The sequence below is a fragment of the Nakamurella endophytica genome, assembly GCF_014646215.1.
GTDB lineage: Bacteria > Actinomycetota > Actinomycetes > Mycobacteriales > Nakamurellaceae > Nakamurella > Nakamurella endophytica.
In genome coordinates this window covers 55,893-79,225 of record NZ_BMNA01000005.1, presented here as the reverse complement: position 1 = coordinate 79,225, position 23,333 = coordinate 55,893, and the positions used below count along the sequence as shown (strand labels likewise).

General features: G+C 75.6%; 20 protein-coding genes. 15 read left to right on the top strand and 5 right to left on the bottom strand.

Going from position 1 to position 23,333, the window contains the following annotated elements; translation table 11 throughout:
* Window positions 1-151 precede the first annotated feature (151 nt).
* From IEY37_RS14005 to lpdA, 3 genes are all read right to left on the bottom strand, one after another.
* On the bottom strand, window positions 152-925 hold the full coding sequence (locus IEY37_RS14005) for an SDR family NAD(P)-dependent oxidoreductase (protein ID WP_188942562.1): 774 nt from the start codon (window positions 923-925) through the stop codon (window positions 152-154).
* Between the two features lie 98 nt (window positions 926-1,023).
* Window positions 1,024-2,943 carry a 2-oxoglutarate dehydrogenase, E2 component, dihydrolipoamide succinyltransferase gene (sucB, locus tag IEY37_RS14000; protein ID WP_188942560.1) on the bottom strand — a complete coding sequence of 640 codons (1,920 nt, stop codon included), beginning with the start codon at window positions 2,941-2,943 and terminating at the stop codon, window positions 1,024-1,026.
* A gap of 50 nt (window positions 2,944-2,993) precedes the next feature.
* Window positions 2,994-4,364 (bottom strand): dihydrolipoyl dehydrogenase, encoded by a 1,371-nt coding sequence (gene lpdA / locus IEY37_RS13995; protein ID WP_188942558.1) that lies wholly within the window; start codon window positions 4,362-4,364, stop codon window positions 2,994-2,996.
* A 255-nt stretch (window positions 4,365-4,619) separates the two neighbouring features.
* Between lpdA and IEY37_RS13990 the strand changes: the two genes are divergently transcribed.
* Window positions 4,620-4,976 carry an oxidoreductase gene (locus tag IEY37_RS13990; protein ID WP_188942556.1) on the top strand — a complete coding sequence of 119 codons (357 nt, stop codon included), beginning with the start codon at window positions 4,620-4,622 and terminating at the stop codon, window positions 4,974-4,976.
* Here IEY37_RS13990 and IEY37_RS13985 read toward each other — a convergent pair.
* A complete protein-coding gene (locus IEY37_RS13985) occupies window positions 4,973-6,427 on the bottom strand; it encodes a leucyl aminopeptidase (protein WP_188942554.1) in 1,455 nt (484 codons plus the stop codon). The genes IEY37_RS13990 and IEY37_RS13985 overlap by 4 nt on opposite strands.
* 238 nt (window positions 6,428-6,665) lie before the next feature.
* On the opposite strand from IEY37_RS13985, the gene gcvT reads away from it, so the two are divergent.
* Together gcvT and IEY37_RS13975 are read left to right on the top strand one after the other, a co-directional pair.
* Complete coding sequence (gene gcvT / locus IEY37_RS13980; RefSeq protein WP_188942552.1) at window positions 6,666-7,793, top strand: glycine cleavage system aminomethyltransferase GcvT; 1,128 nt, start codon at window positions 6,666-6,668, stop codon at window positions 7,791-7,793.
* Window positions 7,794-7,833: 40 nt separating this feature from the next.
* Window positions 7,834-8,943: a branched-chain amino acid aminotransferase gene (locus IEY37_RS13975; protein WP_188942550.1), complete on the top strand. Its 1,110-nt coding sequence runs from the start codon at window positions 7,834-7,836 to the stop codon at window positions 8,941-8,943.
* A gap of 167 nt (window positions 8,944-9,110) precedes the next feature.
* Here IEY37_RS13975 and rpmB read toward each other — a convergent pair whose 3' ends face one another.
* Window positions 9,111-9,302 (bottom strand): 50S ribosomal protein L28, encoded by a 192-nt coding sequence (gene rpmB / locus IEY37_RS13970; protein WP_188942548.1) that lies wholly within the window; start codon window positions 9,300-9,302, stop codon window positions 9,111-9,113.
* A gap of 186 nt (window positions 9,303-9,488) precedes the next feature.
* On the opposite strand from rpmB, the gene IEY37_RS13965 reads away from it, so the two are divergent.
* The 12 genes from IEY37_RS13965 (at window position 9,489) to IEY37_RS13910 (ending at window position 23,205) form a co-directional block, all read left to right on the top strand.
* Window positions 9,489-10,484: a fatty acid kinase subunit FakA-related protein gene (locus IEY37_RS13965; protein ID WP_188942546.1), complete on the top strand. Its 996-nt coding sequence runs from the start codon at window positions 9,489-9,491 to the stop codon at window positions 10,482-10,484.
* Between the two features lie 134 nt (window positions 10,485-10,618).
* Window positions 10,619-12,931, top strand: a complete 2,313-nt coding sequence (gene recG / locus IEY37_RS13960) for an ATP-dependent DNA helicase RecG (RefSeq protein ID WP_229674436.1) — start codon at window positions 10,619-10,621, stop codon at window positions 12,929-12,931.
* A 114-nt stretch (window positions 12,932-13,045) separates the two neighbouring features.
* Window positions 13,046-16,513: a pyruvate carboxylase gene (locus IEY37_RS13955; protein ID WP_188942544.1), complete on the top strand. Its 3,468-nt coding sequence runs from the start codon at window positions 13,046-13,048 to the stop codon at window positions 16,511-16,513.
* A gap of 49 nt (window positions 16,514-16,562) precedes the next feature.
* The gene (locus IEY37_RS13950; RefSeq protein WP_188942542.1) at window positions 16,563-17,135 is read left to right on the top strand and encodes an RsmD family RNA methyltransferase; all 573 of its coding nucleotides are present in this window, start codon (window positions 16,563-16,565) and stop codon (window positions 17,133-17,135) included.
* Window positions 17,132-17,653, top strand: a complete 522-nt coding sequence (coaD, locus tag IEY37_RS13945) for a pantetheine-phosphate adenylyltransferase (RefSeq protein WP_188942540.1) — start codon at window positions 17,132-17,134, stop codon at window positions 17,651-17,653. The genes IEY37_RS13950 and coaD overlap by 4 nt, the downstream gene beginning before the upstream one ends.
* A 135-nt stretch (window positions 17,654-17,788) precedes the next feature.
* Complete coding sequence (locus IEY37_RS13940; protein ID WP_188942538.1) at window positions 17,789-18,520, top strand: DivIVA domain-containing protein; 732 nt, start codon at window positions 17,789-17,791, stop codon at window positions 18,518-18,520.
* 169 nt (window positions 18,521-18,689) lie between these two features.
* Window positions 18,690-19,346 carry a YceD family protein gene (locus tag IEY37_RS13935; protein WP_188942536.1) on the top strand — a complete coding sequence of 219 codons (657 nt, stop codon included), beginning with the start codon at window positions 18,690-18,692 and terminating at the stop codon, window positions 19,344-19,346.
* 3 nt (window positions 19,347-19,349) lie between these two features.
* Window positions 19,350-19,529, top strand: a complete 180-nt coding sequence (gene rpmF, locus IEY37_RS13930; RefSeq protein WP_188942534.1) for a 50S ribosomal protein L32 — start codon at window positions 19,350-19,352, stop codon at window positions 19,527-19,529.
* Window positions 19,530-19,537: 8 nt separating this feature from the next.
* Window positions 19,538-20,425: a ribonuclease III gene (rnc, locus tag IEY37_RS13925; RefSeq protein ID WP_229674435.1), complete on the top strand. Its 888-nt coding sequence runs from the start codon at window positions 19,538-19,540 to the stop codon at window positions 20,423-20,425.
* A gap of 6 nt (window positions 20,426-20,431) precedes the next feature.
* Window positions 20,432-21,292: a bifunctional DNA-formamidopyrimidine glycosylase/DNA-(apurinic or apyrimidinic site) lyase gene (gene mutM / locus IEY37_RS13920; RefSeq protein ID WP_188942532.1), complete on the top strand. Its 861-nt coding sequence runs from the start codon at window positions 20,432-20,434 to the stop codon at window positions 21,290-21,292.
* A 175-nt stretch (window positions 21,293-21,467) separates the two neighbouring features.
* On the top strand, window positions 21,468-22,892 hold the full coding sequence (locus tag IEY37_RS13915; RefSeq protein WP_188942530.1) for a bifunctional phosphatase PAP2/diacylglycerol kinase family protein: 1,425 nt from the start codon (window positions 21,468-21,470) through the stop codon (window positions 22,890-22,892).
* 1 nt (window position 22,893) lies between these two features.
* Window positions 22,894-23,205 carry an acylphosphatase gene (locus tag IEY37_RS13910; RefSeq protein ID WP_188942528.1) on the top strand — a complete coding sequence of 104 codons (312 nt, stop codon included), beginning with the start codon at window positions 22,894-22,896 and terminating at the stop codon, window positions 23,203-23,205.
* Window positions 23,206-23,333 lie beyond the last annotated feature (128 nt).

Sequence of the window (23,333 nt, the reverse complement as noted above, 5' to 3'; positions counted from 1 at the left end):
CTTCCTCTCCGTCTGTCCGACAGGTCGTGACGCGCGTGTCCGTCGACGAGCCGCCGGCCGCCACGACCCGCAGCGTAGGCACACGCCCGACGGCCTTCGTCCGACCTACCGGCGACACCCGCCGCGCGGACGCGAGGTGGCCCGGTCGCGCTCAACCCGGGAACCGGACGCCCGACAGCTCGGCGCAGTGCTCGAGCAGGGCGTCCTGCGCGGCCCCGTCCCGGGTGACGGGAGCCGGGTCCCGCGGCCGCAGGTGATAGAAGTACCCGCCCGTCACCGCCGCGGCGGGGTCGGGGGACACGGCCAGCCAGGCCTGCGTGCGGTGCCCCTGGGACAGGTCGTCCGGCGCGCCGCGCCCACCCATCCGGGTCGGTACCCAGCCCGGCTCGACCGCGTTCGACCGCACGTGCGGCCAGTGCCGGGCCACCCCGAACGCGAGCAGGGTGTCGAACAGCTTGCTGTCGGCGTACGCCTGCGCGCCCACCCAGCGCCGGTCCCGCCACTGGGCGTCGGACAGGTCCGGGTCGCCGCCGCGATGCATCCCGGACGACAGGTAGACCAGCCGGTCCGGCGGCGCCAGCAGCGCGGTGAGCAGGTAGGGGGCCAGCACGTTGACGGCGAAGACGTGGGCCAGCCCGTCCTCGGTCGCGATCCGGCGCGGTTCCCGGTACCCGACGGCGGCGTTGTGGATCACCGCGTCGAACCGTCCGGACGCCTCCGCCTGCTCCGCGACCTGCCGGGTCTGCCGGATCGACGACAGGTCGCCGACGACCACGCCCTCCGCCGCCGGGACCGCACGCAGCGCGTCGCGGGCCCGCTCCGCCGAGCGGGCGTGCAGCGTCACGGCGTGGCCGTCGTCGGCCAACAGCTGTGCGGCCATCAGCCCGAGCCCGTCGGCGGACCCGGTGACCAGCACGCGTGCCATGGGACCTCCAGCAGCCGGGACGGGGCAGCACGTGACGCGCGCGCCGCATCGCGCTCGCGACCGGTCCGGCGCCATCGGGTGCCGGACCGGTCAGCAGGTCACAGGCCCAGGTCCCCCGCGAAGTCGCCGTCCTCGATCCGCCGCTTGACGGCCTGCAGGAAGCGCGAGGCGTCGGCACCGTCGATGTTGCGGTGGTCGTACGACATGGCGAGGTAGGCCATCGACCGGATCCCGATCACCTCGTTGCCGTCCGCGTCGGTGACCACGACCGGCCGGCGCACGATCGCACCGGTGCCCAGGATCGCCGACTGCGGCGGCACGAAGATCGGCGTGTCGAACAGGGCGCCGACCGACCCGGTGTTGGTCACCGTGAAGGTGCCGCCCGACAGCTCGTCGGGCCCGATCTTGTTGTCGCGGGTGCGCTGGGCCAGGTCGGCGATCTTCCGGGCGATGCCGCCCAGGTTCAGGTCGTCGGCGTCCTTGATCACCGGGACGATCAGCCCGCGCGGGGTGTCCACGGCGATGCCCAGGTGCACCTTGCCGTGGTAGGTGATCTCCTTCAGGTCGTCCGACAGCGAGGAGTTCACCACCGGGTAGAGCTTGAGCGCCTCGACCGCCGCCTTGACGAAGAACGGCAGGTAGGACAGGTTCACGCCCTCGCGGGCCTGGAACCCGGCCTTGGCCTTGGCCCGCAGGTTCGCGACCCGAGTGACGTCGACCTCGATGACCGTGGTCAGCTGCGCCGCCGTCTGCAACCCGTGCAGCATGTTCTTGGCGATCGACTGGCGGATCCGGGGCAGCTTCTGCGTGGTGCCGATCAGCGCGGTCGTCGCGGCGTCCGCCTTGGGAGCGGCCGACGGTGTCGCCGGTGCGGACGCCGCCGGAGCGGCAGCAGCCGCGGCCGGTGAGGTCGAGGATGCCGACCGGGCGGCCTCGGCCTCCGCGGCGGCCCGCTGCGCCTCGGCCGCGGCGACGACGTCCTCCCGGCGGATGCGGCCGCCGACCCCGGAACCCTTGACCGTGGCCAGGTCGACACCGGAGTCCGCGGCGAGCTTGCGGATGACCGGCGTCACGTACGTGCCGGTCGGTACCGGGGCGGGGGACCAGTCCGGGACCGAGGCCGGGGCCGGCGCGGCCGCCGGAGCAGCCGTCGGAGCGGGGGCCGGCGCGGACTGCTGGACGGGCGGGGTGACGGGCGCGGCCGGCTCCGGTGTGGCGGTGGCCTGGTCGCTGGCGGTGGGGCCGCCGGCCGTGACGGTCTGCGGCGCCCTGGTCTCCTCCGGGCGCGGTGCCGGGTCGGGCTCCGGCGCGGACGCCGGCGGCGCGGCGGGCGCGGCGCCGGGGGTGCCGATGACGGCCAGCCGGCCGCCGACCTGCACGGTCTCGTCCTCGCCGACCGAGATTTCCAGCACGGTGCCGGCCACCGGCGACGGCACCTCGGTGTCGACCTTGTCGGTCGACACCTCCAGCAGGGGCTCGTCCACCGCCACCGTGTCGCCGACCTGCTTGAGCCAGCGCGTCACCGTGCCCTCGGTCACCGATTCGCCCATCGCCGGCAGGCTGACGACGGTGCTGTCGGCCGCGCCCCCGGCCGGTGCCGCGTCGGCCACCGGCTTCTCGGCGGGGACGTCGGTGTCCGGGGACGGCGCCTCCACCGGCGCGGATGCCTGCGGCGCCGCCTCGGGCTCCGGCTGCGGTGACGGGGTCGCGGGTTCGGCGGGCGCGGGGGCCGCGGCGGCGTCCGGTGCGGCCTGGCCGCCGCCGGAGGCACCGGCGCCGGACCCGTCACCGATCACCGCGAGCTCCGCGCCGACCTGGGCCACGTCGTCCTCGGCGACGACGATGCGCTCGAGCACACCGGCGACGGGGGACGGGATCTCGGTGTCGACCTTGTCGGTGGAGACCTCGAGCAGCGGCTCGTCGACCTCGACGCGGTCGCCCTCCGCCTTGAGCCATCGGGTGACGGTGCCTTCGGTGACGCTCTCGCCGAGCGCGGGCATCTGCACCGAGTGCGACATGCTGGTTCTCCTCGAAGGTCTTGCGGTGGTGGGTCGCTGCGGACCGACGGTCAGTTGTGGACGTGCAGGGGCTTGCCGGCCATCGCCAGCATGGCCTCGCCCAAGGCCTCGTACTGCGTCGGATGGGCGTGGACGAGCGGCGCGACGTCCTCGGGCAGTGCCTCCCAGCCCACGATCAGCTGCGCCTCGCCGATCATCTCGCCGACCCGCGCGCCGACCATGTGCACACCGACGACGGGGCCGTCCTTGACCCGGACCACCTTCACGCCGCCCGCGGTGCGCAGGATGTTCGACTTCGGGTTGCCGCCCAGGTCGTAGGTGAAGGTCTCGATGTCGCCGTGGATCTCGGCCGCCCGGGCCTCGGTCAGCCCGACCGACGCGATGTTCGGGTCGGAGTAGGTGATCTTGGGGATGTCCACGTCCGGGATCACCTTGGGGTTCAGTCCGGCGATCTCCTCGGCCACGAAGATGCCCTGCTGGAAGCCGCGGTGGGCCAGCTGCAGCCCGGGCACGATGTCGCCGATGGCGAACACGTCGGGCAGGTTGGTGCGCAGCCGCTCGTCGGTCAGCACGAAGCCGCGGTCCATCCGGACCCCGGCCTCCTCGATGCCGGTGCCGGCGGTGGACGGCCCGCGTCCGACGGCCACCAGCAGCAGGTCGCCGGCGACGGTCTCGCCGTTCTCCAGGGTGACCGTGACGCCGGAGTCGTCCTGGGTGACGCCGGAGAACCGGACGCCGGTCTTGAAGGCGATCTTGCGCTTGCGGAAGGCCCGCTCCATCTGCTTCTGCACCCACGGGTCCTCGGCCGGGACCAGGCTGGGCAGCGCCTCGATGATCGTCACCTGGGCGCCGAACGAGGCCCAGACGGAGGCGAACTCGACGCCGATGACGCCGCCGCCGAGCACGATGGCCCGCTCGGGCACCCACTCCAGGTTCAGCGCCTGCTCGCTGGTGATCACCCGGCCCTCGATGGCCAGCCCGGGCAGCGACCGCGAGTACGAACCGGTCGCCAGCACCACGTTGCGGCCGGTGTAGCTGTCGCCGTCGACGGTGACCGTCCGCGGCCCGACGAAGGTGCCGGTGCCCTCGGCGACGGTGATCCCGCGCGAGCGGATGAGGCCGGTGAGGCCCTTGAAGGCCCGGTTGACGATGGAGTCCTTGTACTTCAGCAGGCCCGGGACGTCGACGCCCTCGAAGGTGCTGCGGATGCCGAACGCCTCGCCGTCCCGCGCCTCGTCCGCCACGTCGGCGGCGTGCAGCAGGGACTTGGTGGGGACGCAGCCCCGGTGCAAGCAGGTGCCGCCGAGCTTGTCCTTCTCGACGATCACGACTGACGATCCCAGCTCGGCGGCCCGCAGCGCGGCCGCATAGCCGGCCGAGCCACCGCCGAGCACGACCAGGTCAACGTTGGTGTCGGTCATCGCCGTACGGACTCCTTCGAGGTCGTGGACCGCAGCCGCGGACAGCTCCGGGCGCGCCGCTCCCGGCTCGCCCGGCTGGGCGCGGCCGTGGACCGGCGCCCGTCCGCACGGTCGCCACCCCATCTTGGCATTGCCCGCCGACGGTCGCGCCGCCGGAGCCCGGCGCCCCGGTGTGCACGACCGCCCGCGCGGCGCCGCCCGGTGGGTGAGAATCGGCCCGGACGCCGGGGGACGCAACCGCCGGCAGGAGGGGGAGTGGTCGTGCGTCTGTTCGGCCGCGGCCGCAGGGCCGGCGCGACCCGCGCCGACCGCCGGGTCGCCGAGGAGGCCCTGGCCGAGTGGGTCGCCGCGCGGCGCGGCGTCGAGGCCTTCGTCGAGCCGCGGACCGCGGTCTCGGAGGTGTCCGTGCTGCTGGTCGCGCACGACGGCGAGTTCACCCGCCGGCGGATCGGCTCCCCGCAGGACGCGCAGCGCTGGGCGCGGGAGCACCGGCTGCCCGTCTACGACGCGACGGTCGTCGGCTACCCGCAGCGGATGCGGGACTTCTCCCGCCGGCAACGCATCCTGGCCGAGCGCGCCGAACGGGACCGCCTGCGCGAGCCCGGGCGCTAGGCGTCCTGCCGGGCCAGGTCCTCGACCGCGGCCAGCAGCGTCCGGACCGGGACGCCGGTGGCGCCCAGCGCGGTGTACCCCCAGGTCTTGGCGTGGTTGTACGCCGGCCCGGCGACGTCCAGGTGCGCCCAGGGCAGCCCGTCCGGCACGAACTCGGACAGGTAGTGACCGGCGACCAGCATGCCGCCCACCCGGTCCCAGTTGACGTTCGCCATGTCGGCCAGCGGCGACTCCAGCCCCTCCCGCAGCTCGGGCGGCAGCGGCATGGCCCAGCCGCCCTCCCCGACCTGCCGGGCCAGCTCGGCGACCCGGTCGCGCAGTCCCGGCTCACCCATGACGCCCATCGTCCGGTTGCCCAGCGCCACCACCTGGGCGCCAGTCAGGGTGCTGGTCTCGAGCAGCTGGTCGGGTGCGTCCTCGGCCGCGCGGGCGATGGCGTCCGCCAGCACCAGCCGGCCCTCCGCGTCGGTGTTCAGCACGTGCACGGTGGTGCCGCCGTAGTGCCGCAGCACGTCACCCGGGCGGTAGGAGCTGCCCGACGGCAGGTTCTCGGCGAGCGCGGCCCAGGCGGTGACCGCCACCGGCAGCCCGAGCCGGGCCGCCGCCAGCACCGTGGCGGTGACGGCCGCAGCGCCCGCCATGTCGCTGGTCATGTGCTCCATGCCCTGCGCCGGCTTGATCGACAGGCCGCCGGAGTCGAACGTGATCCCCTTGCCGATCAGCGCGACGGACCGGGTGGCGTTCTCCGGCGCGTACCGGATCGACACCAGCCGGGGCGGCCGCACCGACCCGGACCCGACGGCGAGGATCCCGCCGAACCCCTCGGCGCGCAGTCGCTCCTCGTCCCACACCCGGACCTCGAGCCCGGCCTCGGTGGCCGCCGCGACGGCACGCTCGGCGAATGCGGCGGGCGGCAGGTCGTTCGGCGCAGTGTTGACCAGGTCCCGGGCGAACGCGACGGCCTCGGCGGCCACCACCGCGTGCCGCAGCAGGGCTTCCGCGTCCTGCGTCCCGGCCGGCTCGAGCAGCGCGATGCCCTGCGCCGGGGGCTTGGCCGGCTCCTTGTAGCGGTCGAAGACATAGGCGCCGAGCAGGTGTCCCTCGGCCGCGGCCGTCAGGTCGAGGGTGGACAGGGCGGAGAAGACGGTGGCGTGGCCGGCCAGCGCCCGCGATGCGGCCCCGGCCGCGCGGCGCACCGCGTCCGGCTCGAAGCGGTCCCGGCGGCCCAGCCCGACGACCGCGACGCGCGGTGCCCGCACCAGTCCGGACCCGTCCACCAGCACGACCTCGTCGGCCTTGCCCAACGCGCCCAAGGTGGCGGCGCGCTCGACCAGCGGCCCGTGCGCCTCGTCCGCCGGGACGGGCCCGTCGTCCCCGGCGAAGGCCGCGATCACCACCACGTCGGCACGGGCCTCGTCGACGGGGGTGGCGGACAGCGAGAGCACGGTCATGGCGGAAGGCTCCTCGGACCGCGGCGCGGTGCGGCGGTCGGCGGTCGGGCGCCGCGGACGACCCGGCGGCGGGGGTAGCACGCCGGCGACCCCGACCCGCACCGTAGTCCGGCACCGCCGGCGCGAACACGGTGCGGGCACGGCGGGGGCCACGGTGCGGGCACGGTGCCGTCGGCACGCCCGCGGACGCCCACCGGCGACGGGTCGCTGCGTCCCGGCCGCCCGATACGGTTCTGGCATGCCCGCCACCGCACCCGACGACACCGAAGAGCTGCTGCGGTCCCCGCTGCATGCCGAGCACGTGGCCCTCGGGGCCACGCTCGGGCCGTTCGGCGGCTGGCTGATGCCGATCTCCTATGCCGGCGGCGGCGTGGTGGCCGAGCACATCGCGGTGCGGACCGCCGTCGGCCTGTTCGACGTGTCGCACCTGGGCAAGGCGGAACTGACCGGCGCGGATGCCGTGGACTTCGCCAACGTGATGTTCACCGCGGACCTCGGCCGGGTCGGGCCTGGGCGGGCGCAGTACACGCTGTGCTGCTCGGAGTCCGGGGGTGTCGTGGACGACCTCATCGCCTACGTCGGCGGGTCGGACGAGGTCTTCCTGGTGCCGAACGCGGCGAACGCCGAGGCGGTCGTCGACCGGCTGCGGCAGTCGGCCCCGGCCGGGGTGCAGGTGACGGACCGGCACCGTGACTTCGGGGTGCTGGCCGTGCAGGGGCCGGCGGCGGCCGACGTGTTGGCGGCGGTGGGACTGCCGACCGAGTTGCCGTACATGGGCTGGGCGGACGCGGCGTACGCCGGCGCGCCGGTCCGGGTGTGCCGGACGGGCTACACCGGCGAGCGCGGCTACGAGCTGCTCCCGGCCTGGGAGGCGACGCCGGCGCTGTGGCGGGCGCTACTGGAGCAGGTGCGGCTGCGCGGTGGGCTGCCCGTCGGGCTCGGGGCGCGGGACACGCTGCGCACCGAGATGGGCTACCCGCTGCACGGTCAGGACCTGGGCCCGGAGATCACTCCGGTGCAGGCCCGCGCCGGGTGGGCGGTCGGCTGGGCGAAGGCGGCCTTCGTCGGCCGCGAGGCGCTGCTCGAGGAGCGTGCCGCCGGGCCGCGCCGGCTGCTGCGCGGGGTGCTGCTCACCGACCGCGGCGTGGTCCGGCCGGGGATGCGGGTGCTGACGGGGTCCGGTGACCCGGTCGGGGTGACCACCTCGGGGACGTTCTCGCCGACGCTGGGCCGGGGGATCGGGCTGGCGCTGCTGGACACCGCCGCGGGCCTGCAGGACGGCGACGAGGTCGGCATCGAGGTGCGCGGCCGCACGCTCCGGGCGGTCGTGCAGAACCCGCCGTTCGTGCCCAGTCACGTCCGGTGAGAAATTAGTAGGACGTCCTAGTATTTGCTATGGTGGGCCGGTGACCACCGGAGTCCCCGCCTTCCGCCACGTCCCGCACCCGAACCCGACCGCTCCGCAGCGGCGCACGGAGATCCTGGCCGCGCCGGGGTTCGGTCAGTACTTCACCGACCACATGGTGGTCGCGGACTTCCACGACGGCGCCTGGCACGACCCGCGGGTGGTCCCGTACGGGCCGTTCAGCCTCGACCCGGCGACGATGGTGCTGCACTACGCGCAGGAGATCTTCGAGGGGCTCAAGGCGTACGCGCAGCCCGACGGGTCGGTGGCCACGTTCCGGCCGTACGCGAACGCCGCGCGGCTGAACCGGTCCGCGGACCGGCTCGGGATGCCCCGGCTGGACGAGGAGCTGTTCGTCGCGTCGCTGCGCGAGCTCGTCGCCGCCGACCGCGAGTGGGTCCCGTCCGGGCCGGACGCCGGCGAGGCGTCGCTGTACTTCCGCCCGTTCATGTTCGCCAGCGAGGTGGGGCTGGGCGTGCGGCCGGCGGAGCGGTACGTCTACTCGGTCATCGCGTCGCCGGCCGGCTCCTACTTCCGCGGCGGAGTCAAGCCGGTGAGCGTCTGGTGGTCGACGGAGTACGTGCGGGCCGCGCCCGGCGGCACCGGCGCCGCCAAGACCGGCGGTAACTACGCGGCGTCGCTCGCCGCGCAGGCCCAGGCGGCCGAGCGGGGCTGCGACCAGGTGGTCTGGCTGGACGCGGTGGAGCGCCGGTGGGTCGAGGAGATGGGCGGGATGAACCTGTTCTTCGTCTTCGGGTCCGGATCGTCCACCGAGGTCGTCACCCCCGAGCTGTCCGGTTCGCTGCTGCCCGGGGTGACCCGGGACTCGCTCCTGCGGCTGGCGCAGGAGCTGGGGCACGAGGTGTCGGAGCGGCGGGTGTCGACCGACGAGTGGGCCAAGAAGACCGAGAGCGGTGAGCTGACCGAGGTCTTCGCCTGCGGCACCGCGGCGGTCATCACCCCGGTCGGGTCCGTCAAGCACGCCGAGGGGGAGTTCGACATCGCCGGCGGCGGCGCCGGGCCGGTGACGATGCAGCTGCGCCGGGCATTGACCGACCTGCAGCGCGGTCTGCGTCCGGATCCGCACGGCTGGATGGTCCCCCTGAGCTGATCGCTCGGTCTGAACGGGTCTGACCCGGTCGGCCCGAGGCAAGTGGCCGACCGACCCGGTCGGCCGCCGGCACGGCAGGACCCCGTGGACGACGACAGCGGCGGATCCCCGAGGGGATCCGCCGCTGTCGGTCGTCCTGCTGCCGTCCGCCGGGGCGGACGCGTCGGTCAGGCGCGGGTGACCTTGCCGGCCTTCAGGCACGAGGTGCAGGCGTTGACCTTCTGCACCCGGCCGGGCGCGACCTGCGCGCGCACGGGCTGGATGTTCGGGTTCCACCGGCGGTGGGTCCGGCGGTGGGAGTGCGAGACACTCATCCCGAAGCCCGGGCCCTTGCCACAGACGTCACACACGGCAGCCATGTCGGCTCACTTCTTTCTCGTCACGGACGACGCTGCTCCTGGAGCGGGCGCGTCGAGTCGGCACGGCCCGACAGACGGCCGGGCAACCCTTCCAGGATAGCCACGGACCGCGGCGGGGCCAAATGTGCGCCGCCGGGCGGCGGGCCGGAGGGCGCCGCGGGGCACGCCGACCTGCACGATGGTCGCATGCCTGCGCTGGACGCCGACCTGGTGCACCGCTGGTTCGACGGGCTGCGTGCGCCGGCCCCGGAACCGGAGCGGTCCTGGGGCGCCGGATGGTCGGCGGCGGACGTCGCCGTCCTCGCCGACGAAGAACCCGTGCTGACCGCCTCGGTGTCCGGTGTGCTCCCGGCGGCGACGGAGCCGGCCACGGACCCGGTCGCCCGCGGGGTGCAGCGGTACCTGCACGGCGTGGCGGCCGGTATCGCCGGGTCCCGGGCGGCGTGGGGGCAGGCCGACGGCCCATCCGCCGACGCGATGTGCCTGGCCGCCGGCCTGATGGCCGGCGCCGCCGCGCTCTCCGGTCCGGACCTGCCCGTCCCGGCGCCCGGCGGGCCGGTGGCCGGTGGCGACGGCCCGCCCGTCCCGGACCCGGCCGGCTCCTGGCGGCCGCCGGACGGGTGGCCCGCGACCGGCCGTGGCGGCGTGCCGACCGAGCGGTCCGCCGCGGACACGGCCGCCTCGGCGGGCCTCGCGGCGACCGACCGGGCCGTCGAGGGGTACGGGCTCGCGGACGTGGCCGGTCGGGCGGCCGACGCGGCGGTCATGGGCTGGCAGGTCAGCGTGCCGTCCGACTCTGCGGACCGGGCGGCGTACCGGCTGCGGGCGCTGGTCTGCGCGGTGCTGATGGCCCTGCAGCGGGCCTGCGTGCCCCCGCCGCCGCCGGCCGAACCGGCGTCGTGCGGCGCCCGGCCGGGCGAGCCGGTCGGCGACCCGTTCCCCGCGGAGGTGTCCTTCGACGTCTTCCTGGGCGACGCCGAGCTGGCGGACCTGCGGCGGCGCTTGGCCGCGCTGTCGTCCGAGGTGGTCGTCTGGTCCGACGCCGACATCCGTCACCTCCACGTGCACACCGAGCGGCCCGGACCCGTGGTGTCCGAGGCGTTCGCCGCCGGGACGGTGTTCGCCCTGCACATCGCTGCGGCACGGCCGGGCGCCGCGCACCCCGGTGCGCCCGGCGGCTGAACCGGGACGGCCGGCCGGTGCTGTCGGCCCGGCTCGGCATGATGGACCGGCCGGCACGGCAGGTGACGGCGCCGACGGGTCGGCGGGTGGACGGCGCCGACGGGTCGGCGGGTGAGCGGAGCGTGGGAGGGCCGGTGGCGGACGACGGATCGCCGGTGCGGCAGCGCGGCCGGGTGACCCTGCAGACCCCGCTGCGCGACGTGGTGGGCGCCCGGACGGCGACGCCGCTGGCGGCGAAGCTCGATCTGGCCACGGTCGGCGACCTGCTGCGGCACTACCCGCGGCGGTACGAGCGGCGGGGTCGGATGACCGACCTGGCAGAGCTCGTCGTCGGGGAGAAGGTCACCGTGCTCGGCACCGTCCGGTCCGTGCAGGAGCGCCGCCCGCGCCCCGGGTCCAAGGTCCGGTCGATGACCACCGTGGTGGTCTCCGACGGCTCCGCCCGGATCAGCTGCGCGTTCTTCAACCAGCCGTGGCTCGGTCGGTTGCTGACGCCGGGGGTGACGGCGCTGTTCTCCGGCACCGTCGGGCGTTTCCGCTCGGAGCTGCAACTCCAGTCGGCGCAGGTGGCCGTCATCGACGACGCGCTCGGCGAGGGCAGCCAGCGGATCGAGAGCCTGGAGAGCTTCCCCGGCGGCGTCGTGCCGATCTACCCGCTGGCCGACGGGGTGTCGCTGACCCTGGTCCAGCGGGCGGTCAAGACGGTCCTCGACGTGCTGGAGACCGTCGACGACCCGGTCCCGGACGTGCTGCTGGCCACCCGCGGGCTCACCGGCCTGGACACGGCGCTGCGGGACGTGCACCGGCCGCCGTCGGAGGAGCGGTTGGACGTCGCCAGGGCCCGGCTGCGGTACGACGAGGCGTTGGCGCTGCAGCTGGTGCTGGCGCAGCGGCGGGCAGCCGCCCGCCGCTACCCGGCCGTGCCGTGCCCGCCCCGTCCGGGCGGCGTGCTGGCCGCGTTCGACGCGGCGCTGCCGTTCCCGCTCACCGACGGGCAGCGCGGGGTCGGGGCGCAGATCGCCGAGGACCTGTCCGGCGAGCACCCGATGCACCGGCTCCTGCAGGGCGAGGTCGGGTCCGGCAAGACCGTGGTCGCGCTGCGGGCCATGCTGCAGGCGGTCGACGCCGGCCGGCAGGCGGTGCTGCTGGCGCCCACCGAGGTGCTGGCGGCCCAGCACGCCCGCTCGCTGCGCACCCTGCTGGGTCCGCTGGGCCGGGGCGGAGAGCTGGACGCCGCCCCGGAGGCCGTCAAGGTGACCCTGCTGACCGGCTCGCTGACCACCAGGGCGCGGCGGCAGGCGCTGCTGGACCTGGTCTCCGGCGAGGCCGGCATCGCGGTCGGCACCCACGCCCTGCTATCCGGGGGCGTGCTGTTCGCCGAGCTCGGTCTGGTGGTCATCGACGAGCAGCACCGGTTCGGCGTCGAGCAGCGGGACGCCCTCCGCGGCCGCCGGCCGGACGGCGCCAGCCCGCCGCACGTGCTGGTGATGACCGCCACACCGATCCCGCGCACGGTGGCGATGACCGTCTACGGCGACCTCGAGACGTCGGTGCTCGAGGGCCTGCCCGCCGGCCGGTCGCCGATCTCGACGACCGTGGTGCCCGCGGCGGAGAAGCCGGCCTGGCTGGACCGGGCGTGGCAGCGCGTGCGCGAGGAGGTCGAGGCCGGCCACCAGGCGTACGTGGTCTGCCCCAAGATCGGCGACGACGAGCCCGCGGCACCGGGCCGGGCCGCCCGCCGGGCGACCCTGCAGGACGACGACGAGGGCGCGGACTGGGCCGACGGCGAGGGCGACGGCGACGGCGGGAGCGACGGCGGCCCGGAGGGACGCCGCCCCCCGCTGGCCGTGCTCGACGTCGCCGAACGGCTGGCCGCCGGCCCGCTGGCCGGGCTGGTGCTGCGCCCGCTGCACGGCCGGCTGCCACCGGCCGACAAGGACCGCACCATGCGGGACTTCGCCGCGGGGGAGGTCCAGGTGCTGGTGTCCACCACGGTCATCGAGGTGGGCGTCGACGTGCCGAACGCCACGATCATGGTCGTGCTGGACGCCGACCGGTTCGGCATGTCGCAGCTGCACCAGCTGCGCGGCCGGGTGGGCCGCGGGTCGGCGCCCGGGGTCTGCCTGCTGGTCACCGAGGCGCCGCCGCAGACCCCGGCGCTGCAGCGGCTCGCGGCCGTGGCGGCGACCACCGACGGGTTCGAGCTGGCCGAGGCGGACCTGCAGCTGCGCCGGGAGGGCGACGTCCTCGGCACCTCCCAGGCCGGCCGCGCGTCCGGCCTGAAACAGCTGTCGCTGCTGCGGGACCGGGACGTCATCGCGCAGGCCAGGGCCGACGCCACCGAGCTGATCGGTGACGACCCGGACCTGGCCGGCCGGCCGGCGCTGGCGGCGCTCGCCGCGTCGGTGATCCGGGCTCCCGACCAGGAGTTCCTCGAGAAGAGCTGACGCCGGCCGGGCCGGGACGGCGTGGCACGCACGGTACGGTTCGGTCGCCGACCGGGCGGCCGGCGGGGCGCTGCGCGCCGGCGGGCGCCGTGCGACGACCTGGGAGCGGATGCCGTGTTCGCGAAGATGCTGGTCGCCAACCGTGGCGAGATCGCCATCCGCGCGTTCCGCGCGGCGTACGAGCTCGGCATCGCGTCCGTCGCCGTGTACCCCTACGAGGACCGCAACTCGCTGCACCGGCAGAAGGCCGACGAGGCCTACCTGATCGGCGAGCGCGGCCACCCCGTCCGGGCCTACCTGGACGTCGAGGAGATCGTCCGGGCGGCCCGGCGGGCCGGCGCGGACGCCGTCTACCCCGGGTACGGCTTCCTGTCGGAGAACCCCTTGCTCGCGCAGGTCTGCGCCGACGCGGGCATCGCGTTCATCGGCCCGCCGGCCGAGGTGCTGGAGCTGGCCGGCAACAAGGCGCGGGCGGTCGCCGCCGCCCGGCAGGCCGGCGTCCCGGTGCTGGCGTCCACGGCGCCGTCCGCGGAGGTGGACGAGCTCGTCGCCGCCGCCGACGACATCGGCTACCCCCTGTTCGTCAAGGCGGTGGCCGGCGGCGGCGGCCGGGGCATGCGGCAGGTCGACGAGCCCGCCGCGCTGCGGGCGGCCGTGCAGACGGCGATGCGCGAGGCCGAGTCGGCGTTCGGCGACCCGACGGTGTTCCTGGAGCGCGCCGTCGTCGAGCCGCGGCACATCGAGGTGCAGATCCTGGCCGACGCGACCGGCGCGGCCGGCGACCCGGCCGGCACCGTGCACCTGTTCGAGCGTGACTGCTCGGTGCAGCGCCGGCACCAGAAGGTGATCGAGACGGCGCCCGCGGTCGGGCTGGACCCCGAGCTGCGCGCCGCCATCTGCCGCGACGCCGTCGCGTTCGCCCGGCACATCGGGTACGTCAACGCCGGCACCGTCGAGTTCCTGCTGGACAGCCGGGCGGCGGCCGGCGGGGGAGCGCCCGGCCCCGTCTCCGATCGGGCGCCGTACAGCTTCATCGAGATGAACCCGCGGATCCAGGTCGAGCACACGGTCACCGAGGAGATCACCGACGTCGACCTGGTCTCGTCGCAGATCCGGATCGCAGCCGGGGCCACCCTCGCCGACCTCGGCCTGTCGCAGGAGGCGATCCAGGTGCGCGGGGCGGCGCTGCAGTGCCGCATCACCACCGAGGACCCGACGAACGGCTTCCGGCCGGACACCGGCCGGATCAACACCTACCGGTCGCCCGGCGGCGCCGGGGTCCGCGTCGACGGCGGCACCGTGCACGCCGGCGCCGAGGTCTCGGCGCACTTCGACTCGCTGCTGGTCAAGCTGACCTGCCGCGGCCGGGACTGGGACCAGGCGGTCACCAGGGCCCGGCGGGCGCTGGCCGAGTTCCGCATCCGCGGCGTCGCCACCAACATCCCGTTCCTGCAGGCGGTGCTGGAGGACCCGGAGTTCGCCGCGGGCGGCGTCACCACGTCGTTCATCGCGCGCCATCCCGAGCTGCTCACCGCCCGCAGCTCGGCCGACCGCGGGACCCGGCTGCTGAGCTACCTGGCCGACGTCACGGTCAACCGGCCGCACGGGCCGGCGCCGGCGCTGCTGCCCGACCCGGTCGGCAAGCTGCCGTCGTCCGTCCTGCCCCCGATGTCCGACCTGCCCACCGCCGCCCGGACGGCGACGCCGCGCGAGGTGCTGCAGCGGCAGGGACCGGCCGGGTTCGCCCGGTGGCTGCGCGCCCGCGGACCGCTGGCCGTCACCGACACCACCTTCCGCGACGCCCACCAGTCGCTGCTGGCCACCCGGGTGCGCACCCGCGACCTGGTCGCCGTCGCTCCGGCGGTGGCCAGGTCGACCCCGCAGCTGCTGTCGGTGGAGGCCTGGGGCGGCGCGACCTACGACGTCGCCCTGCGGTTCCTGGCCGAGGATCCCTGGGAACGGCTCGTCGCGCTGCGATCGGCGATGCCGGAGCTGAACCTGCAGATGCTGCTGCGCGGCCGGAACACCGTCGGCTACACGCCCTACCCGGACAGCGTGACATACGCCTTCGTCCACGAGGCGGCCTCCGCCGGCGTGGACGTCTTCCGGGTCTTCGACGCGCTCAACGACGTCGAGCAGATGCGCCCGGCGGTCCACGCCGTCCTCGAGACCGGGACCGCCGTCGCGGAGGTGGCCCTGTGCTACACCTCCGACCTGTCCGATCCCGGCGAGCGGATCTACACGCTCGACTACTACCTGCGGCTCGCCGAGCGCATCGTCGGGTCGGGCGCGCACGTGCTGGGGATCAAGGACATGGCCGGGCTGCTGCGGGCGCCGGCCGCGCACCGGCTGGTGTCGGCGCTGCGCGAACGGTTCGACCTGCCCGTGCACCTGCACACCCACGACACCGCCGGCGGGCAGCTGGCCACCTACCTGGCCGCCGCCCAGGCCGGGGTCGACGCCGTCGACGCCGCCAGCGCGCCGATGGCCGGGACCACGTCGCAGCCGCCGCTGTCCGCGCTGGTGGCGGCGTTCGCCGGCACGGACAGGGACACCGGCCTGCAGCTGCGCGCGGTGCAGGACCTGGAGCCGTACTGGGAGGCGGTGCGGGCGGTGTACGCGCCGTTCGAGTCCGGCCTGCGGGCGCCGACCGGCCGCGTCTACCGGCACGAGATCCCCGGGGGCCAGCTGTCGAACCTGCGGCAGCAGGCGATCGCGCTGGGACTGGGGGAGCGGTTCGAGGAGGTCGAGGCCACCTACGAGGCCGCGGACCGGATGCTCGGCCGGCTCGTCAAGGTGACCCCGTCGTCGAAGGTCGTCGGCGACCTGGCGCTGCACCTGGTGGGCGCCCGGGTCCCCGCCGCGGAGTTCGAGGCCGACCCGGCGCGGTACGACATCCCCGACTCGGTCATCGGGTTCCTGGCCGGCGAGCTGGGCGACCCGCCGGGTGGCTGGCCGGAGCCGTTCCGGTCCAAGGCGCTCGCCGGACGCCGGGTGTCGCCGCCCGCCCCGGCGTTGTCGGAGGCGGACGCCGCCGCGCTGCGGGACGACCCGCGGCCGACGCTCAACCGGCTGCTGTTCCCCGGCCCCGCCCGCGACTTCCGCGCCGTCCGGGACGAGTTCGGCGACGTGTCGGTACTGGCCACCGCCGACTACCTGTACGGCCTGCGGCCGGGCGTCGAGCACGTCGTCGACCTGCAGCCGGGCGTCCAGCTCACCGTGGGTGTCGAGGCCATCGGCGAGCCGGACGAGCGCGGCCTGCGCACCGTGGTCACCACCCTCAACGGGCAGCTCCGGCCGCTGCAGGTGCGGGACCGCTCCGTCCGGGTGGACGTGAAGGTCGCCGAGCGGGCCGATCCCGCCGATCCGGGGCAGGTCGCCGCGCCGTTCGCCGGTGTGGTGACGCCGACCGTCGCCGAGGGCGACCCGGTGACGGCGGGCCAGGTGGTGGCGACCATCGAGGCCATGAAGATGGAGGCGGCGATCACCGCGCCGGCCGGCGGCACCGTCGCCCGGCTGGCGATCAGCGGGGTGCAGCAGGTGGAGGGCGGGGACCTGCTGCTGGTCGTGCGGACCGGGTGAGCGCGCGGCTCACCGCCGGCTCCGTCCGGGCCGGGCGCGGGAGGCCGGCGTGACGCGCATCGTCGCGGGCGTCTGGAGCGGGCGCCGGCTGATCACGCCGGCCGGGTCGGCCACCCGGCCGACCGGCGAGAAGGTGCGGGCGGCGCTGGGCAATTCGCTCTCCGCCGGCGGAGCGCTCGCCGGCGCGCGCGTGCTGGATCTGTACGCCGGGTCGGGGGCGCTGGCCCTGGAACTGCTCTCCCGCGGTGCGGCCGCCGCGGACCTGGTCGAGAACGACCGGGCGGCGCTGGCCGCGGCGCGGCGGAACGTGGGGTCGCTGCAGGCCGCCGGCGCAAGGGTGGTGGCCGCCGACGTCCACCGGTTCGTCGCCGGCCTGGCCGCCGCCGGCGCCGGCACGCAGCGCTACGACGTGGTCGTCGCGGACCCGCCGTACGTCGTGCCGGGCGCGGAGCTGACCGCCCTGTTCGGGCAGCTGCAGGCCGCCGGAGCGCTGGCCGGGGGCGCCGACCTGGTGATCGAGCGCCCGGTCCGCGGCGGCGAACCGGACTGGCCGGAGCCGCTGGTGGGTGTGCGCAGCCGGCGCTACGGCGACACCCTGCTCTGCTACGGTCGCGCCCCATGACGCACGCGGTCTGCCCCGGGTCGTTCGACCCGCCGACCCGCGGCCACCTGGACATCGTCGGCCGTACCGCCCGGCTGTTCGACCGGGTGACGGTTGCCGTGCTCGTCAACCCGGACAAGCAGGGACTGTTCGACGTCGCCGAGCGGATGGACCTCCTCCGGCGCACGACGGCCGAGCTGGGGCTGGACGGCGTGCGCATCGACTCCTTCACCGGACTGCTCGTCGACTACTGCACGGCCAACGGTGTGACGGCCATCGTCAAGGGCCTGCGCGCGGTGTCGGACTTCGACTACGAGCTGCAGATGGCCCAGATGAACAAGGACCTCTCGGCCGTCGACACGCTCTTCATGCCGGCCAGCCCCGAGTACTCGTTCCTGTCGTCGTCGCTGGTCAAGCAGGTCGCCCGGCTGGGCGGCGACGTCCGGCACCTGTTGCCGGACGCGGTCGCCGAGGCGCTCGCCGGCAAGCTGGGCGGCGGGCCGGGCGGGCGGGGCGGGTCCGGGACCGGGCGCGCCTGACCGGTGCCGCGCCGCCAGGGCGGCAGACTGGCGGGTGCGGGCGGCGTGGTCGCCGCGCGCGTCCGGCGGACCGGGCGCGGCCCCATCCCGCGGGCCGGCTGCCGGTCCTGCAGTGCAGAAGAGAGGTCCCCGCTGGTGTACCGCGTTTTCGAGGCGCTCGACGAGTTGGTCACGATCGTCGAGGAGGCCCGCGGGTTGCCGATGACGGCGTCCTGCGTCGTCCCCCGCGGTGACGTCCTGGAGCTGCTCGACGACGTCCGGGACGCCCTTCCCGGGGAGCTGGACGACGCGCAGGACGTGCTGGACCACCGCGACGAGATGGTCGACACCGCCAAGGCGACCGCGGAGCGGACGGTCGCGGACGCGACGGCCGAGGCGCACCGGCTGGTGTCGACGGCCAGGGCGGAGGCCGAGCAGACGGTGGCGGCGGCGCAGGCCGAGGCGGACCGCCGGGTCGAGGAGGCCACGCACCGGGCCGAGGCCGTCCTCGCCAGGGCGCAGGCGGACGCCGACCGGACCATCCAGGCCGGGCAGGACCAGCACGACGCCCTGGTCTCCCGCGGCACCGGCGAGGCCGACCGCCTGGTGGCGGCCGGCCGCGCGAGCTACGACCGGTCGGTCGCCGAGGGCAAGGCCGAGCAGGCCCGGCTGGTCTCGCAGAGCGAGGTGGTGCAGGCGGCGCACCGCGAGTCCGCCGAGATCCTGGACGCCGCCCACGCCGACGTCGACCGCATGCGGGCCGACTGCGACTCGTACGTCGACGCCAAGCTGGCCTCGCTCGAGGAGATCCTGACCAAGACGCTGCGCACCGTGGGCCGCGGCCGCACGGCGCTGCGGTCGGGTGCGGTCGCGGACTACCGCGACTGACGACCGGCCCGGCGGCCGGGCGCGTCGATCGTTCCGGCGAGGGGTGCGTCCGGCTGCCGTCCCGGCGCCGTCCCGGTGCCGGTGGGCGGATCCGCCGCGTTCGACTACTCTGGAACGGTTGCCCCTGCGCGGACGCGGTCCGTGCCGCCCCTCTTCGAACGAGAGCACCATGACCAGCCTGCGTCCCGACCCGGCATCGCCCTGGGTGATCGACATCCGGTCGCTCGGGCGCCGTCCGGGCACCCTCAAGCGCTGGTCCGGCAGCCCGCAGCTGGACCAGCCGCTGGGTCTGGACCTGATCGCGGTGCCGGTCGGCGGCCGGATCCGGCTCGACCTGCGGCTCGAGGCGGTGGCGGAGGGCGTGCTGGTGTCCGGGACCGCCGACGCCGTGGCCGAGGGGGAGTGCTCGCGCTGCCTGCGCCCGCTGGCCGAGGAAGTGCACGCCGACCTGCGGGAGCTCTACGCCTACCCGGATTCCACGACGGCCGCGACCACCGACGAGGACGAGATCCCGCGGATCGTCGACGACCTGATCGACACCGAGCCGCTGGTCCGTGACGAGCTGGTGCTGGCGCTCCCGCTGGCGCCGCTGTGCCGGCCGGACTGCCCAGGACTGTGCGCGCAGTGCGGCGAACCGCTCGACGAGGTCGAGCCGGGCCACACGCATGAGATACTGGATCCTCGGTGGGCAGCCCTGGCCGGTCGCTTCGGCGCCGCGCAGGCCCAGGCCGGCCCGCACCGCGAGTCCCCCGACGGCTCCGTCGCCGTCGCATCCGGCGAGGCCGCGGGTCCCGTCGACGACCTGCACCACCACACCGAGGAGTAAGCAGTGGCTGTCCCCAAGCGCAAGATGTCGCGCAGCAACACCCGCGCGCGCCGGTCCCAGTGGAAGACGACGGTGCCGACCCTGGCCACCTGTCCGAATCGCGCCTGTGGCCAGCTCATCCCGCCGCACCAGGCCTGCCCGAACTGCGGCCAGTACAAGGGCCGGCAGGTCGTCGGGGTCTGAGACCAGCGGTGTCGGACGGGGACCGGGGCACGACCGTGCCCACCGGCGAGCCGTCGGCCGCCGGTGACCCCTCGGTCCTCGCCGACCGGCTGGGGGTCGCGGTGGACCCGGCGCTGCTCGAGCTGGCGCTGACGCACCGCTCCTACGCCTACGAACACGGCCGCATCCCTACCAACGAGCGGCTGGAGTTCCTCGGCGACGCGGTGCTCGGCATCGTCATCACCGACGCGCTGTACCACCGGCACCCCGACCTGCCCGAGGGGCGGCTGGCCAAGCTCAGGGCGTCGGTGGTCAACATGCACGCGCTGGCCGGGGTCGGTCGCGCCGTCGGGCTCGGCGCGTTGCTGCGGCTCGGCCGCGGCGAGGAGCTGACGGGCGGGCGCGACAAGGAGTCGATCGTCGCGGACGCGGTCGAGGCCGTCCTGGGCGCGGTGTACCTGGACCACGGGTTGGAGACGGCCCGCGCGGTGGTGCACCGCCTGTTCGACCCCCTGCTGCAGGAGGCGCCGGGCCGCGGCGCCGGCCTGGACTGGAAGACCTCGTTGCAGGAGCTGGCGTCGGTCGAGGGCCTCGGAGCGCCGGAGTACCACGTCGGCGAGGAGGGCCCGGATCACGCCAAGACGTTCCGTGCGCAGGTCCTGCTCGGCGGCGCCGCCCGGGGCTCCGGGTCCGGCCGGACCAAGAAGGAGGCCGAGCAGCGCGCGGCGGCCGCCGCCTACGAGGACATCCGCGGCACCGAGGTCGAGGGTGACGGCCCTGCCGGGAACCCCGCTGGACCGGCTCCCGCCGGCGGTCCGGTGGCGTCCCCCCGCCTGCCGGTGCTCGATCTGCCCACCCCGCAGGCCAACGGCTCCGTGGGGTCGCCGGTCCCGCCGGCCGCGTCGGCGGGCGACTGACCGTCCGTGCCGGAGCTGCCCGAGGTCGAGGTGGTCCGCCGCGGCCTGGTCGCCCACGTCGCCGGACGCACGGTGGCCACCGTCTCCGTGCACTCGGACCGGGCGGTCCGCCGGCATCCCGGCGGTGCCGCCGACTTCCGTGCCGTCGTCCCCGGTCACCGGGTCGAGGACGTCCGGCGGCGGGGCAAGTACCTGTGGTTCGCCATGGACAGCGGCGACGCGGTGCTCGCCCACCTCGGGATGAGCGGGCAGTTCCGGCTCAACGGCAGCGGCCCGGACGGCGCCCGCGGCCCCGACCACGTCCACCTGCGGGTGCGTTGGAGCTTCACCGACGGCGGGCCGGACCTGGACTTCGTCGACCAGCGGACGTTCGGCGGGCTGCAGTTCGTCCCGGGCGGCGCCGACCTGCCCGACCCCGTCCGGCACATCGCGCGGGACCCGCTCGACCCCGGGTACGACCAGGAGGCCGTCGTCGCAGCGGTGCGGCGACGTCGCACGGAGATCAAGCGGGCACTGCTGGACCAGACGGTGGTGTCCGGCATCGGCAACATCTACGCCGACGAGGCCCTCTGGCTCGCCCGGCTGCACTACGCCCGCCGGACGGAGGCGCTCACCCGGCCCGACGTGCGGCGGGTCCTCGTCGCCGCCACCGAGGTGATGACCGCGGCGCTGGCGGCCGGGGGCACGTCGTTCGACAGCTTGTACGTCAACGTCAACGGCGAGTCCGGCTACTTCGAGCGGTCCCTGCACGCCTACGGACGGCAGGACGAGCCCTGCGACCGCTGCGGGACACCGATCCGCCGGGACGCCTTCATGAACCGCTCGTCCTTCTACTGCCCGCGCTGCCAGCGCCGACCGCGGTCCTGACACCCGGGTCGGACGTCCCGGCGTGGTGTGCCGCCGGCCGGTTGCGGCGGCGCGCACACCCGTGCACGACCGGGGGACCGCCGCGGATCGCCGGCGGCCTCGGGCGGACCGGCGTCACCCCCTCGCGATCTGCCGATCGGAGGATCGGGGCCGTCCGGTTCCCTAAGGTGGCCGAATGCGGACGACCGACGAGGCACCCGACCCTTCCGTCGTCCCGGCGCCGGTCCCGCTCCCACGGCCGGTGGACCGGGCCATGCGGATCCTGACCACCAGCGCCAACCACGGCGTGCTGTGGTTCGGGTTGGCCGCGGCCGGCTGGTTGGCCGGCAAGCGGCCGCGGCGGGCGGCACTGCGGGGCGTCGCCTCCCTGGCGCTGTCCAGCACGGTCGCCAACTCGGTGATCAAGCCGCTGGTCGGCCGGCGCCGCCCGGACGCGGAGCGCACGGCGGTCGCCCGGCGCATCGGCCGGGTCCCGTGGACCTCGTCGTTCCCGAGCGGCCACGCCGCGTCCGCCGCGGCCTTCGCCACCGGCGCCACCCTGGAGTACCCGGCGGCGGCCGCGGTGCTGGCGCCGCTGGCCGGTGCCGTGGCGTACTCCCGGGTGCACGTCGGTGTGCACTACCCGTCCGACGTCGTGACCGGCGCCGCCATCGGCACCGCAGTGGCGTTCGCCGGGCGCCGGCTGTGGCCGGTGAAGCCGTGGGGTCCGGCCGACACCGCACCCGCGACGGCGCCGGCCCTGCCCCGCGGTCGCGGCCTGACGATCGTGGTGAACGACGCCTCGGGGACCGCGAAGCCCGGCCGCGAGCAGCTGTCCGAGCTGCTGCCGGAGGCCCGGATCGTCGCGTGGGACCCCACCTCGCAGGACCTGGGCGACGTGCTCGGCGAGCGCCCGCAGGCCGTCGGCGTGGCCGGCGGGGACGGGACGGCGGCAGCGGTCGCGGCCTGGGCCCACGACCACGGGCTGCCCCTGGCGGTCTTCCCGTTCGGGACGCTGAACCACTTCGCGGTGGCGCTCGGGCTGGTCGAACCGGCGCTCGTCGCGCAGGCCGTGGAGAACGGCCGGGCGGGCGCGGTGGACCTCGCGACGGTGGACGGCCGGCCGTTCCTGAACACCGCCAGCATCGGTGGGTACCCGGAGATGGTGCAGCGGCGGGACCGGATGACCGCGCGGATGGGCAAGTGGCCGGCCACCGGGTACGCGCTGTTCCGCACGCTGCTGCGGCACCGCCCGCTGCAGCTGCAGATCGACGGGCGCACGCTCCCGGTGTGGATCGTCTTCGTCGGCAACGGCCGCTACCGGCCGCGCGGGCTCGCGCCAGCCTGGCGGGACGACCTGGCCAGCGGCGTCCTGGACGTGCAATACCTGCGCGCCGACCGGCCGCTGTCCCGGACTCGCGGCATCCTCTACTCCGTGCTCGGCCTGGTGGAGCGCAGCACCGTGTTCGAGGCGCTGGACCTGCCCCGGGTGCGGATCCGGTCGCTGTCCGGACCGCTGCCGCCGGCGTTCGACGGCGAGGTCGGCGACCCGGTCGACGAGGTGGAGTTCGCGGTGGACCCGCGGCGGCTGACCGTCTACCACCTGCCCGCGGGGTCCTGAGGTGTCCGGCGAGCCGGGGGACGCCGACGGCCCGGGCGGCGAGGACGCCGTGCGGTTGACGGCGTTCGTGCAGGGCCGGGTGCAGGGCGTCGGCTTCCGCTGGTGGACCCGGGCCCGCGCGCTCGAGCTCGGCCTCGCCGGCAGCGCCACCAACCTGGCGGACGGCCGGGTGCAGGTGGTGGCCGAGGGTCCGCGCGCGGCGGCGGCGGCGCTACTGGCGGCGCTGCAGGGTCCGGACACCCCGGGCACCGTCGTGCACGTCGGCGAGCAGTGGGGCGCGGCCCGCGGCGAGCAGGGGTTCGTGGAGCGCTGATCCCGCGTGCGCCGCCCGGCCGGGGCACCGGCCCGGCGCCGCCGTCGCGGCCCGCCCCGCGGTTACCCTGGCAGCCGCCCGTGTCGCACCGGCCGCCGCGCCGGCGCCACGGAGTCAGGGAGGAGCCC